Here is a 13,177-nt window from a genome sequence, read left to right as displayed (position 1 = left end):
GCAGTCTTGAAACGGCTGCGCGTGGATTGTGACGATTTCAGCATAATCATGGAAACGCTGATTGCGTGCTTGATGCGCTGCCGGCTGATCCGTTGAACGGTCATCGGCAAGTTCTTGCGTCGCATCGTGAGGCGACATCGCGAGCATGCGTCACTTGCGCGGCGCAATGCGGATCACAGTCACGAGGCAACGAATGCGCCTTGAATTACCGATCTCCATCGCACAGACACTGTGCTGAAATCGTCACGCGCGACGCGCGATTCGCGCAAGACACCAGGATATTCGCTGCTTACACTGCATTCGACTCATCACTTTCAGGAGAGCAGTCGTGGCGCACATCTGGGAAGGCGTATTGCCCGCAGTCACCACCAAATTCAACGCGGATTTCAGCATAGACAGCGCAGGGACCCGCAAGAACATCGAGGCGCAGATCGATGCGGGCGTCGACGGCATCATCGTATGCGGATCTCTCGGCGAGGCGTCCACGCTTTCCCTCGACGAAAAGCTGCAAGTGCTCGACGTGGCCGTCGACGCATCGCGCGGCCGCGTGCCCGTGCTGCTGACGATCGCCGAGAACAGCACGCTCGACGGCTGCCGTCAGGCGGAAGCGGGCGCGAAACGCGGCGCAGCGGGCTATATGGTGCTGCCCGGCCTACGCTATCTGTCCGACCGACGCGAGACGCTGAACCACTTCCGCATGGTCGCCGACGCGAGCCCGCTGCCGCTGATGATCTACAACAATCCGCTCGCCTATGGCGTCGACATGACGCCGGAGATGTTCGCCGAAATCGCCGACGAGAAGAAGATCGTCGCCATCAAGGAGTCGTGCGGCGATGTGCGGCGCGTGACGGACCTGATCAATGCAGTCGGCGACCGCTACGCGATTCTGTGCGGCGTCGACAATCTTGCGATGGAAGCGATGCTGATGGGCGCGCACGGCTGGGTAGCTGGGCTCGTCTGCGCGTTCCCGCATGAGACGGTCGCAATCTACCGGCTGCTGAAGGCGGGACGGCTGGAGGAAGCACGCGCGATCTATCGCTGGTTCGCGCCGCTACTGGCGCTCGACGTTTCGGCGAAGCTCGTGCAGAACATCAAGCTCGCGGAAGCGATCGTCGGTCTTGGCACGGAGCCTGTGCGCCCGCCGCGCCTGCCGCTCGCGGGCGATGAACGCAAGGCCGTCGAAGCGCTGATCCGTTATTCGATCGAAACGCGGCCGGCGCTTCCGAAGCTATAAGCGAGAGCGTCTGCAACTGCGCGACGGGCGCGCGAAGCCGATACACGCGGGGGCATCGCGCAAACGCCACGCAAAAAAAAGCGGCGGCCGAAGCCGCCGCATGAACGAGGTGCGATGCCCGAGTGCGATCAGGCCGCTTCGGCATGCTGCACGACGGCTTCTTCGCTGCGCAGATGCAGCAGCCGATAGCCGCTCTTGTACACGGGCTGCAAACGGAAATCGTTGTGCGGGTCGATTTGCAGCAGCAAACGCAGACGCGACACATGGCTGTCGATCGTGCGCGTCACTTCGCGGAACTCGCGTCCCCAGACCATCGCGAAGATATGATCGCGCGACAGCACGCGGCCGATGTTTGAAAAGAACAGCGACGCCAGCCGGTATTGCGTGCCCGACAGTTGCACGGGCGTGCCGCGCAGCGTGACGAGCTGACGACGGGTGTCGAAGTGATAATGCCCGACATCGAAGCTGTCCTTGCCGTATCGCTCCGGATAGGCGCGGCGCAACAGCGCGGAAATCCGCTCGCGGAATTCCGCGTGACGCGTGGGCAATGTGACGTAGTCGTCGGCGCCGAGCGTGAACGCGCGAACGACGCTTTCTTCCGAGTCGTCTTTCGACGCGAACACCACCGGCATCCGCTCGCCGCCGACCGAGCGGACGGCCTTCAGTACATCCGTGCCCGACAGACGCAGCGCGTGCCAGTCGAGCACGAGCAGATCGACTGTCGAACGGGCCAGCACTTTGGACAGCGCGAGACCGTCGTCGTAAAGCATGCAGCTGTGTCCGGCCTGCACGATGTTCTTTTCCAGCATTTTGCCCTGCACAGGGTCACGCTGAAGAATGGCGATACGCATGGTGGTTCCCCCGACAATTGATCACGGATCGCGATTCTCATCAGGCACCACCAATAAGCCCATAAGACTTGTCCGAATTTGCAAAGATTCTGCGACAAATTACATGCTGTAAAATCGCGCGCTGGCCAAATTCGTCATCACGCCGCCTTATCCGGGCCGGCGTGCCGTGTCCCGTGCGCTACCCTGCACCGTCGCACTCCCCGCCTGACGATCGCCGTACTCCGCGCGCAATGCGCGGCTTCTCTATTTCATTACGACAGGCAATGCAAGCAACGCAACTGGGTAGACCACACGCCAGGGACATCGCGCACGCGCGTCCCCTGACCCGCCACGACTACAAGACGCTCAGCCTCGCCGCGCTCGGCGGCGCGCTCGAGTTCTACGACTTCATCATCTTCGTGTTCTTCGCTCCGGCGATCGGACAACTGTTCTTCCCGCAATCGATTCCCGACTGGCTGCGCCAGTTGCAGACGTTCGGCATCTTCGCCGCCGGCTATCTCGCGCGGCCGCTGGGCGGCATCGTGATGGCGCATTTCGGCGACCTGCTCGGGCGCAAGCGCATGTTCACGCTGAGCGTGCTGCTGATGTCGCTGCCGACGCTGCTGATGGGCGTGCTGCCCACTTACGCCAGCATCGGCATCATGGCGCCCGTGCTGCTGCTCGCGTTCCGCGTGATGCAGGGCGCGGCCGTCGGCGGCGAAGTGCCGGGCGCATGGGTGTTCGTCTCCGAGCACGTGCCGCAGCGTCACGTCGGCTATGCGTGCGGCACGCTGACGGCGGGCCTCACGGCAGGAATCCTGTTGGGATCGCTGGTCGCGTCGGCCGTGAACCGCCATTTCGCGCCCGCCGATATCGCCGCTTTCGGGTGGCGCATTCCGTTCCTGCTCGGCGGCGTGTTCGGCCTGTTCTCGGTTTACCTGCGCCGCTGGCTGCACGAGACGCCCGTGTTCGCCGAGATGAAGCAGCGCAAGTCGCTCGCGGGGGAAATCCCGCTGAAGGCCGTGCTGCGCGATCATGGCCGCGCGGTGATCGTGTCGATGCTGCTCACGTGGATGCTGTCGGCCGCGATCGTCGTCGTGATCCTGATGACGCCGACGCTGCTGCAAAAGCAGTTTCACATCGCGCCGTCGACGGCCCTCTTCGCGAACAGCATCGCAACGCTGTGCCTGACCATCGGCTGCGTGCTCGCCGGTTCGCTCGCGGGGCGCTTCGGCGCGGGCCGCACGATTTTCGTCGGCTGCATCGCGCTCGGCCTCGCGTACCACGCGCTGTTCCGGCACCTCGCCGTCGATAGCACGATGCTCGTGCCGCTCTATGCGATCGCGGGCCTGTTTGTCGGCGTGATCGGCGCGGTGCCGTTCGTGATGGTCAACGCGTTTCCGCCCGTCGTGCGCTTCTCGGGCATTTCGTTTTCGTACAACGTCGCGTATGCGGTGTTCGGCGGCCTCACGCCGATCGTCGTGTCGCTGATGATGAAGTCTAATCCGATGGCGCCCACGCTCTACGTCGGCGCGCTGTGCGCAATCGGCGCGCTGACCGCGTGCTTCGTGAAGCGGGACGCGGCGCGATAAGCCGCATGCAGTGGCGTGCGTGGGCACGCCACTTGCGCCCGACGGCGCATCGTCTGCCGGCCGCATCGGCAAAACAATCGACACTTCGAGCAGGTCCGAAACGTCGCATGGCGCGGCAGTCCTATCATCGACGCATGGAACTCTCTGTAGACGGGAGTCGGCGCTCTATCGCTCGCTCCGCGTCCCATGCCAAATGACCTACACACCACGTTTCACACCGACGCTCGCGCGCATCGTCGCGACCGTCAGCATCGGCTTCGTCGTCACGCAGCTCGACGTGACGATCGTCAATATCGCGCTGGCGCAGATCGGCTCGGACCTGCGCGCGAACGTCACGGGACTGCAATGGATCGTCGATGCGTACACGCTTGCGTTCGCGGTGCTGATGCTGTCGGCGGGCGTGCTCGGCGACCGCTTCGGCGCACGGCGTCTCTTCGCGTTCGGCCTTGGTCTCTTTGCGGCGGCATCGCTGGCGTGCGGGCTCGCATTCGACGCCTCGACGCTCGTCGCCGCGCGCGCCGTGCAAGGCATCGGCGCGGCCGCGATGCTGCCCAATTCGCTCGCATTGCTCAACCAGGCCTGCGGTCATGATCCGAAACTGCGCGCCCGCGCGGTCGGCTTGTGGACTGCGGCGGGCGCGGTTGCGATTGCGGCAGGCCCCGTGATCGGCGGGCTGCTGATCGCCGCGTTCGGTTGGCGCGCGATCTTTCTCGTGAATCTCCCCATCTGTGCGCTCGGGCTCTTGGCGACGTTCGCCTGGATGCCGGCTTCGCGCTCTGCTTCGCCGTCATTGCGCGATGTGGCGCACGACCGCCCGGCCATGCGCGGCATCGATCCATCGGGTCAGATACTCGCAATCGTCGCGTTGACGGCATTCACGGGCGCCGTCATCGAATGGCGGCCGCTCGGCTTCATGCATCCGCTCGTCGGCGGCAGTTTCGTGCTTGCGCTGATCGCGGCCGCCGCGTTCATCATTAGCGAGCGGCACGCCCATGCGCCGATGCTGCCGCTCGCGCTCTTCGGCAACCGCACGTTCAGCGCGGCCGTGCTGTTCGGCATCTGCGTGAACCTGACGTACTACGGCGTCGTGTTCGTGCTGAGTCTCTATCTGCAACACGCGCGCGGCGAGACGGCGCTGGAGGCGGGCCTTGCATTCCTGCCGCTGACGGGCGGCTTCCTGATTTCGAACGTCGCGAGCGGCTGGGTGGTCGGGCGGCTCGGCGTGCGCGTGCCGATGATCGCAGGCGCGATAACGGCGGCGCTCGGCTACGGGCTGCTGCATTTCGCCGATGCCGCGTCGCCGCTCTGGACGCTGCTCGTGCCCTTCCTGCTGATCCCGTCCGGCATGGGTCTCGCGGTGCCCGCGCTGACGACGGCCGTGCTCGCCAGCGTCGACGCAAAGCGCGCAGGCACGGCATCGGCAGTTCTGAACACGGCGCGCCAGGCGGGAGGCGCGGTCGGCGTCGCGCTGTTCGGCGCGCTCGCGAGCGCGGCAGCGGCTTCAAGTACCACGGGCCCGGCGCATATCGTCGGCGGCCTCAAGGCATCGACGCTGATCTCCGCGTGCCTGCTGCTGATCGCGCTCGTGCTCGCGTGCCTCGTGCATCCGCAGCCCCATGCGCACGCGCACGGCCGGCCACGCGACGCTGCTGCCGGCGCGCGGCCCGCCAGCGCGAACGAATGACACGCGTGCGACCGCTGCACGGCCCGAGCACAGCGCTGTGAAAGCACAACGCCCACGATGCACGTGCATCGTGGGCGTTGCGATATCCGCTAAACAGAAAAAAACGCGGCAAAGCGCTAAAGCGTAGCCTGCTGGATCACGCCTGTTTCAAGCGCTTTTTCGATGAGCCCGTCGCTCTGCGCCTTGCCGATCGCATTGGCGATCAGCTTGTCGGGGTCTTCCATATCCGCCTTGATTGCGCTGATCAGTCCAGCCGCATCGAAAACGACCAGCGTCTCCGCGGTGTCGGCCCGGCTGATGATCACGCGGTGAGGCATCGGCCCTTCTCCGAGACTCGCGCAAAACTGCATGACCGTGCCGCCGATCGTATGGTCGAAAGCTTGAATCATCGCGTGCTCCTTAAGTCGATCAGGCTTGTCCGGATGCTGCACCCGCTGCTATGCAGGAATAATGCCCGCTCCCACCTGGTGCCGCGAACCCGCCGCGGCATGAACCGGCCCCGTCGCAATGCTTCGCGCCGCTGCGCGCGCAACGATCACAGGCTGCTGCTCAGGCCGCCCCTCGGCGCGCGCGCGCCGTCGATGCTGATCCGTCCCGCGCCCGTCACGCACAACAGCAGGAAGCCGCCCGCAATGCCGACGTTCTTCCAGAAATGGATGACCATGTCGCGTTGCACCGCTGCGTCGGTGATGTTCCAGAAGTCGTGCCCGAGGATGGCCGTCACCACCGTGTACACGGCCATGAACAGCCCGAGCGCGCGAATCTTGAAGCCGACCACCAGAAAGATGCCGCCCAGCACCTCGACGGCCGTCGCCACCGGCGCGGCGATCTGCACGAGCGGCACGCCCTTCGAATGCAGATAGCCGACGAAGCCGGCATACCCGATCAGCTTCATCACGCCGCTCCACAGGAAAAGTGCGGCAAGCATGAGCCGGGCAAGAAGAATTACGCCGGAATCGACGGGACGCGTCATGGGTGTGGCTCCTGAATTGAATAAGCAGCAGACCGACCGGCACGTCATCAGTTCCCGGGCGCTGCAGTCAGAATAAGTGGAATGTTTGGGTTTTCCAAGGCGACAGATTAGGCCGAGTCTGCCTGAATTCCTGGCTTTGCGTACGCGGAGCAGCGGCAGAAATGCAGACGCGTCGCAGACCGTCGACGGGCAAATTCCTCGACGCGTCCATGCATGCGTTTGTTATAATCCTCTCAGGAAATCGAACAAAATCTAACGCGCGTTTTTCACCGCCGTCCTGCGACATCCATTGCGTTATTGCGTTAGCGAGACCTTCCCCATGCTGAAAACCGAACGTCTGCGCATGCTCGCCGATGCGCTGGCCAAACAGAACGTGATGCGCCTGCGCGACGCGGCGACGCTGCTCGGCGTGTCGGAAATGACGGTGCGGCGCGACATTGCGGCGAGCCCGGATCATTTCACGTATCTGGGCGGCTATATCGTCAGCGCGACGGACGTGCCCAACACAGCCGGCTATTCGCTGGAACAGGAAAAGGATCACTTTGCGCAGGCCAAGGCGGAAGCGTCGGCCGTCGCGGCGAAGCTGATCGGCAACAACGAGACGCTATTCATCGATTGCGGCACGACGCTCACGACGCTTGCCCGCCTGATTCCGAACGACATGCATGTGACGGTCGTCTGCTATTCGCTGAACGTCGCGGAGATTCTGCGGCGCAAGCCGAACGTGCGGATGATTCTGCTGGGCGGCGTGTATGTGCCGTCTTCGGATTCGTTCTCTGGCGAAGAGAGCATCGAAGTGCTGCGGCGCATGGGCATCAACAGGGCGTTCATCTCGGCGGGCGGCGTCGACGAGGCGCGCGGCGTGACGTGCTGGAATTTTCACGAAGTCGCGCTGAAGCAGGCGGCGATGGCGAGCGCGGTGGAAAGCCATCTCGTCGTGGACAGCAGCAAGTTCGGCGTCGTGAAGGCCGTGCGGTTTTCGAAGATCGAAGACTTTACGTCGATCATCACCGAGAAGGGGCAGGAGATTCGGAAGGGTTAGCTTTTTGTCTGCGACGCTGTTTTTATTTGTCCTTTTCGCGGGTGTTGTGGTTGTCTTAGCGTGCCGCTGGCATCCGCGTATGCGCCTCGCGGCGCGGGCGTTGCCCCTGTGCGGGGCGGCACCTACTTTTCTTTGCCGCGGCAAAGAAGAGTAGGCAGAAGAAAGCCGCTCACACCGCCAGTGCTCTGTATTACCCACGGGCTGTCAACGGCCCCGTGATTCGCACGACTGTGTGCTAACTCATGCTCGCTGCCATCGTTCTCGCTAAATGCCTTACCCGCTTCATGCACGCTTGGCACAACAAAGGCTATCGAACGTTTCAGCGCTGCACGTCGGTAGTGAACGAGGTTGCTGTACCGTACAGGGGCAACACCCGCGCCGCGAGGTGCATAATTTAGCGACGGTTTCCTGTGCGGTGCGAATGCCTATACACAGTTTGCCGCAAAGAGGCCGGGGATATTCGATGTGGCGTGCCGCAATTCGGGCGCAGATGCAGGTGACGCGTTCGATCAGCACGCTGGCAACGCGCACGAGACCGCACGCTGCCGCATGAAGGATGGGGACGTTGAGAGCCCGTGGGTAAAGGTCAAGGATTGGCGGTGTTAGCCCGCTTTCTTTTGCCTACTTTTCTTTGCGGCGGCAAAGAAAAGTAGGTGCCGCCCCGCACAGCGGCAACGCCCGCGCCGCGAGGCGCATCGCGGATGCCAGCGCAAAGGCAAAAAAACCAAAACAAAAGCCGTGGCAAACAAGAGCAAGTGCCGCCCCGCACAGGGGCGACACCCGCGCCGCGAGGCGCATCGCGGATGCCAGCGCAAAGGCAAAAGCACCAAAACAAAAGCCGTTGCAAACAAAGCAAGTGCCGCCCCGCACAGCGGCAACGCCCGCGCCGCGAGGCGCATCGCGGATGCCAGCGGCACGCTGAAATATCCACGCAATTGCGGATGCCAGCGAAAAAAGTCAAAAAGCGCCGCAGAAAAAACTACCCTTTCCGCTGCAAAGCGAACAACGTCCCCGCGATCAGAATGAACGCGCCAATGATCACCTTCTGCCACGTGCTCGGCACGCCAACAAGAATCAGCACGCTGTTGATCAGCGTCACCAGCACCACGCCAAGCAGCGTGCCCGCCACGGTGCCCGTGCCGCCCGTGATGCGCGCGCCGCCGAGTATCACGGCCGCGATCACATCGAGCTCCGTGCCGACGAGATCGAACGGATTCGCGAGCCGGTTGTTCGACACGTGCAGAATGCCCGCGATGCCCGCGAGCATGCCCGTATAGCCGAACACGAACAGATGGATCGCGCGCAGGTTGTAGCCGAGGCGCTCGGCGATCGCAAGACTGCCGCCCATCGCATAGACGCCGCGTCCCATCATCGTGCGGTTCAGCAGCCACCACGTGACGACGGCCGCGATCACGAGCGCGAGCACCGACGCGGGCAACACCGCGCGCAAGCCGTCCACCGTGTGATAGAAGAAGAGCGGAATGCGGCCGAAGCGATCCATGCTGTGCGGAATGTTCATGAAGAACGTCGTGCCGATGAATGTCAGCAGGATGCCGCGATACAGGTACTGCGTGCCGATCGTCACGATCAGCGAAGGCGCTTTCAGTCGATGCACGAGCACGCCGTTGATCACGCCGAGCACGATGCCCCCCACAGCGCCCGCAATCAGGATCAGCGCGAACGGCGCATCGGGCCACCATGCGAATACGGCCTTCGTGATCGCATACATCGTCAGCGCGCCGATCGCCGTGAACGACACGTCGATGCCGCCCGACGCGAGCACGACAAGCGTGCCGAGCGCGAACAGCGACATCGTCGTAGCCGAATGCAGCAGATCGAACAGCGTCGCGAACTGGAAGAAGCGCGGGTTGATCGCGCCGACGATCACGCACATCGCGACGATCAACGCCACGGTAAACCACTCCGGGTTGCGCGAGAGCTTCGCGCGCCATGTCGGCGGCTTGACCTCGGGCGCGATTTCGACGACGTTGGGGGTAGTCATGGTCCGGTTCATGATAGACGACATCTCATGCAGCCTCTGACAACAGAGCGTGATACAACTCGGCTTCGTTCAATTGGTCCGCGCGATACTGGCTCGCCACGCGGCCTTTCTTCATCATCAGAATGCGATCGCAATTCTGCAGCAGCTCGGGCAGGTCATCGCTGATCAGAATGATGCCGATGCCCCGTTGCGACAGCTTCTGCATGATCCGATAGATGATGTCCTTCGAGCCCACATCCACACCGACAGTCGGCCCATGTAGGATCAGCACGCGCGGGTCGATCGCGAGCCAGCGGCCGATCAGCACGCGCTGCTGGTTGCCGCCCGACAGCGACTGCACCGGCTTGTCGACGCCGGGCGTCGCGATCTGCAAGTCCCTCACCGTCTGTTCCGCAAGTTGTTGCGCGCGCATACGGTCGATCTGGCCGAAGCGGTCGCGCAGGCTCGCGATCATCGCGGTGATCACGTTATCGCGAATCGGCTTGTCGAGAAAGAGCCCTTCGTTCAGGCGGTCTTCGGGCACATAGCCGATCCGGTGATTCTTCGCATCCGACGGCGTGCGCAAAACGACGGGCTTGCCGTCGAGCGTGACCTTGCCGCTCTCTGCGGGCGCAACGCCTGCTAGCGCACGCGCAAGTTCGTTGCGTCCCGAATCGAGCAGACCCGTGACGCCCAGGATCTCGCCGCGATGCAGCTTGAACGACACATCGCGGAACTGCGTGCCGCGCGTCAGGCCCTGCACATCGAGCACGACTTCGTTGCCGACTGCGCCATCGCGATAGCGCTCGTTCGACAAATGCCGTCCCGTCATCAATTCGCTGATCTGCGCTTTCGTGTAATCGCCGATGGGTCCTTGCGCCATCTTCTGACCATCGCGCAGCACGATCACTTCGCCGCCGATCGCATAGCATTCGTCGAGTTTGTGGCTCACGAACAGCACGGTCACGCCCTGCGCGCGCAGATTGCCGAGCACGGCGATCAGGTTGTCCACTTCCTTCTGCGTGAGCGACGTAGTCGGCTCATCCATGATGACGAACTTCGCTTCGCTCGCAATCGCGCGCGCAATTGCAACGAGTTGACGCGTCGCGAGCGGCAACTGTTCGATCAGCGTCGACTGGAACTCAGCGTCGCCGGGCAGGCCGACGGCTTCGAGCGCTTTGGCCGCCGTGCGCGCGAGCGCCTTGCGGTCGAACGTGCGCGTGAGACGGCCGTTGTGCTCGGCAAGCTCTGATGTGAGCGCAACGTTCTCCGCGACGCTCATGTTCGGCAGCAGCGACAGGTCCTGATACACCGTCTCGATGCCCGCCGCCAGCGATTCGAGCGCCGACAGCCGCGCATGATGCACGCCTTCGATGATCAGCTCGCCTTCATCGGGCGGCTGCGCGCCAGAGATGATCTTGATGAGCGTGCTCTTGCCGCAGCCGTTTTCACCGAGCAGGTGATAGATCTGCCCGCGCTCGAACGAAAGGCTCACGCCGCGCAACGCATGCACGCCCGTGAACCGCTTATGTACGCCGACCACCTGCAAAAACGGCGTGGAGGAAACGTTTTGATTCATGCCGAAAGCCGTGCTCCAGATGAATATCGCCGCGTGCCGGCTCTCGATCGACAGTCGGCACGCGGTCATCCTGCGCTCAGAAGTTGTACTGCTTGTAGTTCGACTTGTCGACGTTCACCCAGCCCTGGCCGCGCACGATGATGCCCTTGCCCGGCCCCTTCTCGACCGTCACCTTCGTATAGCCCGGAATGCCGAGATCGGCGCCGTTCTGCACGGTCTTGCCGTCGACCAGCATCTGCGCGACCTTGTTCATCGCGATGCCCGCGAGCTTCGGGTCCCAGAACGCGATGCCGTTCACCGCGCCGCTTTCGAGGAACTTGCCCGCTTCGGTCGGCAGGCCCGTGCCGTACACGCAGATCTTGCCCTGCATGCCCGCTTCTTCGACGGCACGGCCGATGCCGATCACATCCAGCGACGACGAGCCCTGGAAGCCCTTCAGATCAGGGTGCTTGCGCAGCACTTCCTTCGCGACTTCATAGGCCTTCTCGCCGTCATTGTTCGTTTCGAGCTTCGGCTCGACGAGGTTCATCTTCGGGTACTTGGCCTTTGCGTTGTTGATGCCGCCGTCGGCCCACTGCACCTGCGAGCGGCTGCCGAGCGAGCCGACCAGCACGGCCCACTTGCCTTCGTCGTGCATGCACGATGCGAGACGCTCGTTCAGGCCCGCGCCGTACGCGCTGTTGTCGAATGCCTCGATGTCGACCATCGTGTTCTTCGCGTTGTCCGCTTCGTGCGTGACGACCTTGATGCCGCGATCCATCGCTTTCTTCAGCGCCGGTTCGAGCGTCGGCGGATCGTACGGCACGACCGCGATCGCCGTCACTTTCTTCGCGATCAGGTCTTCGATGATCTTCAGCTGCTGCGCGGCGTCGGCGCGGCCCGGGCCCGTCTGATACGCCTGCACGCCGGGGTTATCCTTCGCGAACTGCTTGACGCCCTCGTCCATCCGGTTGAACCAGTTGATGCCCGTCACCTTGACGACGGTGACGATCGTTTCGTTGGTCGCGGCCTGCGCGGCAGCGATGACGCCCACCGCGAGCGCGCCGGCAGCGAGTGCAGCGCTAAGTCGAGTCAGTTTCATGCGTTTGTCTCCTTTGTCTTTCATCGTTCGATATGAAGTCGCCCCTTCATCTGCGTATGCACGCGGGCGGATATCCAGGGCTCCGATGTCCGCTTGAACCGCTGATGCCGCGCTAACGCCGCTGGTTTGGCTGCGCGAAGCCGAAGATCGCGCGCACCCGCTCGCCACCCGCGAACGCGAGCGACAGCAGCAGCAGAAAACCCCACGCGCAATCGCCGAAAAACTGCGAAACGCCGAGCAGATTGAAGAGGCTCGACAGAAACTGCAAAACCGTGGCCGCGAAAAACACGCAGATGATGCGGCCATAGCCGCCCGCTGGATTCACGCCGCCCATCACGGCGATCAGGATCGCGATCAGCAGATACGAATTGCCGTAGTCCCACTTCGCGCTCGACGTATGCGTGACACTGATCAGGCCCGCGAGCGACGCGAGCACGCCGCACATCGTGTACGTGAGAATCAACATCCGCGCGCGCGGAATGCCCGTGTAGAACGCGGCCTTCGGGTTCGTGCCCATCAGGTACAGGCGCAAGCCGAACGGACTGCGCCGCAGCAGCCAGCCGAGCACGACGACGGCCGCGATGAAGATCACGAACGAAATGGGCACCTGGAACCAGGTGCCGTTGCCGATATCCGACAGCGGCTCGACATAATCGACGTGCACCGACGCGCCGTTGCTCAGCACGACCGCGCAGCCCGTGAAGAGCAACTGCGTGCCGAGCGTGCAGAGAATGGGCGTGAGGCGCAGCCGCGCAATCACGACGCCGTTCAGAAAGCCGCCGATCAGCCCCATGCACACGACGATCGCGCAGAACGCGCCCGTGTAGAGCATCGGCGAGTCGTCGCCGCTGATGAACTTCGGCACGATCAGCGCCGCGACCATGCCCGACAGGTTCGCGAGCCCGACGCCCGACAGGTCGATGCCGCCGTTGCCCGACACCATCGACAGCATGATGCCGAGCGCGAGCAGGCCGAGTTCGGGCAACTGCCCGCCCATCGACTGAAGGTTGTCGAGCGAGACGAACTGGCCTTGCGATACCCACGTCGCGACGAGCACGACGAGCACGTTGACGGCGAGCAGAAAATTCAGCTGCCGGTCGCGAAAGAGGCCAGTGAAAAGCGAGGACTTCATGTCGAAACGAACTCCTTCAGACTGCGCACCGCGCGAGCAGTGCGCTCGC

At 63.4% G+C, this 13,177-nt stretch carries 11 protein-coding genes; 4 read left to right on the top strand and 7 right to left on the bottom strand.

Annotated features, from left to right (window positions below; genetic code table 11):
• The first annotated feature begins 328 nt into the window (after positions 1–328).
• A complete protein-coding gene (locus tag AABE10_RS20510; RefSeq protein ID WP_342935083.1) occupies positions 329–1,234 on the top strand; it encodes a dihydrodipicolinate synthase family protein in 906 nt (301 codons plus the stop codon).
• 128 nt (positions 1,235–1,362) lie between these two features.
• Here AABE10_RS20510 and AABE10_RS20505 read toward each other — a convergent pair whose 3' ends face one another.
• Entirely contained in the window at positions 1,363–2,085 is a 723-nt protein-coding gene (locus tag AABE10_RS20505) for a response regulator transcription factor (protein WP_342935082.1), read from the bottom strand.
• 263 nt (positions 2,086–2,348) lie between these two features.
• On the opposite strand from AABE10_RS20505, the gene AABE10_RS20500 reads away from it, so the two are divergent.
• A complete protein-coding gene (locus AABE10_RS20500; RefSeq protein WP_342935081.1) occupies positions 2,349–3,656 on the top strand; it encodes an MFS transporter in 1,308 nt (435 codons plus the stop codon).
• Positions 3,657–3,849: 193 nt separating this feature from the next.
• The gene (locus tag AABE10_RS20495; RefSeq protein ID WP_342935080.1) at positions 3,850–5,340 is read left to right on the top strand and encodes an MFS transporter; all 1,491 of its coding nucleotides are present in this window, start codon (positions 3,850–3,852) and stop codon (positions 5,338–5,340) included.
• 116 nt (positions 5,341–5,456) lie between these two features.
• Here AABE10_RS20495 and AABE10_RS20490 read toward each other — a convergent pair whose 3' ends face one another.
• Together AABE10_RS20490 and AABE10_RS20485 are read right to left on the bottom strand one after the other, a co-directional pair.
• Positions 5,457–5,729 (bottom strand): hypothetical protein, encoded by a 273-nt coding sequence (locus AABE10_RS20490; protein ID WP_342935079.1) that lies wholly within the window; start codon positions 5,727–5,729, stop codon positions 5,457–5,459.
• Between the two features lie 146 nt (positions 5,730–5,875).
• Positions 5,876–6,313, bottom strand: coding sequence for a DoxX family protein (locus AABE10_RS20485; RefSeq protein ID WP_342935078.1), 438 nt, complete (start codon positions 6,311–6,313; stop codon positions 5,876–5,878).
• Between the two features lie 319 nt (positions 6,314–6,632).
• On the opposite strand from AABE10_RS20485, the gene AABE10_RS20480 reads away from it, so the two are divergent.
• Positions 6,633–7,355, top strand: a complete 723-nt coding sequence (locus AABE10_RS20480; protein WP_342935077.1) for a DeoR/GlpR family DNA-binding transcription regulator — start codon at positions 6,633–6,635, stop codon at positions 7,353–7,355.
• 979 nt (positions 7,356–8,334) lie between these two features.
• Here AABE10_RS20480 and AABE10_RS20475 read toward each other — a convergent pair.
• The 4 genes from AABE10_RS20475 to AABE10_RS20460 form a co-directional block, all read right to left on the bottom strand.
• Positions 8,335–9,381, bottom strand: coding sequence for an ABC transporter permease (locus AABE10_RS20475; protein WP_342935076.1), 1,047 nt, complete (start codon positions 9,379–9,381; stop codon positions 8,335–8,337).
• Between the two features lies 1 nt (position 9,382).
• Positions 9,383–10,915 carry a sugar ABC transporter ATP-binding protein gene (locus AABE10_RS20470; RefSeq protein WP_342935075.1) on the bottom strand — a complete coding sequence of 511 codons (1,533 nt, stop codon included), beginning with the start codon at positions 10,913–10,915 and terminating at the stop codon, positions 9,383–9,385.
• A gap of 76 nt (positions 10,916–10,991) precedes the next feature.
• Complete coding sequence (locus AABE10_RS20465) at positions 10,992–11,996, bottom strand: autoinducer 2 ABC transporter substrate-binding protein (protein WP_342935074.1); 1,005 nt, start codon at positions 11,994–11,996, stop codon at positions 10,992–10,994.
• A 112-nt stretch (positions 11,997–12,108) separates the two neighbouring features.
• Positions 12,109–13,128: an ABC transporter permease gene (locus tag AABE10_RS20460; protein WP_342935073.1), complete on the bottom strand. Its 1,020-nt coding sequence runs from the start codon at positions 13,126–13,128 to the stop codon at positions 12,109–12,111.
• Positions 13,129–13,177 lie beyond the last annotated feature (49 nt).

The organism is Paraburkholderia diazotrophica (assembly GCF_038900755.1).
In the GTDB taxonomy this organism is placed as follows: Bacteria; Pseudomonadota; Gammaproteobacteria; order Burkholderiales; family Burkholderiaceae; genus Paraburkholderia; species Paraburkholderia diazotrophica_A.
The sequence above is the reverse complement of the archived record's forward strand: the minus strand, read 5'-3'. Positions and strand labels throughout refer to the sequence as shown.

Bases quoted from the DNA above. Each gene is read 5' to 3' on its own strand.
- AABE10_RS20505 (WP_342935082.1), bottom strand. From the start codon at position 2,085: ATGCGTATCGCCATTCTTCAGCGTGACCCTGTGCAGGGCAAAATGCTG.
- AABE10_RS20500 (WP_342935081.1), top strand. From the start codon at position 2,349: ATGCAAGCAACGCAACTGGGTAGACCACACGCCAGGGACATCGCGCAC.
- AABE10_RS20495 (WP_342935080.1), top strand. From the start codon at position 3,850: ATGACCTACACACCACGTTTCACACCGACGCTCGCGCGCATCGTCGCG.
- AABE10_RS20490 (WP_342935079.1), bottom strand. From the start codon at position 5,729: ATGATTCAAGCTTTCGACCATACGATCGGCGGCACGGTCATGCAGTTT.
- AABE10_RS20485 (WP_342935078.1), bottom strand. From the start codon at position 6,313: ATGACGCGTCCCGTCGATTCCGGCGTAATTCTTCTTGCCCGGCTCATG.
- AABE10_RS20480 (WP_342935077.1), top strand. From the start codon at position 6,633: ATGCTGAAAACCGAACGTCTGCGCATGCTCGCCGATGCGCTGGCCAAA.
- AABE10_RS20475 (WP_342935076.1), bottom strand. From the start codon at position 9,381: ATGTCGTCTATCATGAACCGGACCATGACTACCCCCAACGTCGTCGAA.
- AABE10_RS20470 (WP_342935075.1), bottom strand. From the start codon at position 10,915: ATGAATCAAAACGTTTCCTCCACGCCGTTTTTGCAGGTGGTCGGCGTA.
- AABE10_RS20465 (WP_342935074.1), bottom strand. From the start codon at position 11,996: ATGAAACTGACTCGACTTAGCGCTGCACTCGCTGCCGGCGCGCTCGCG.
- AABE10_RS20460 (WP_342935073.1), bottom strand. From the start codon at position 13,128: ATGAAGTCCTCGCTTTTCACTGGCCTCTTTCGCGACCGGCAGCTGAAT.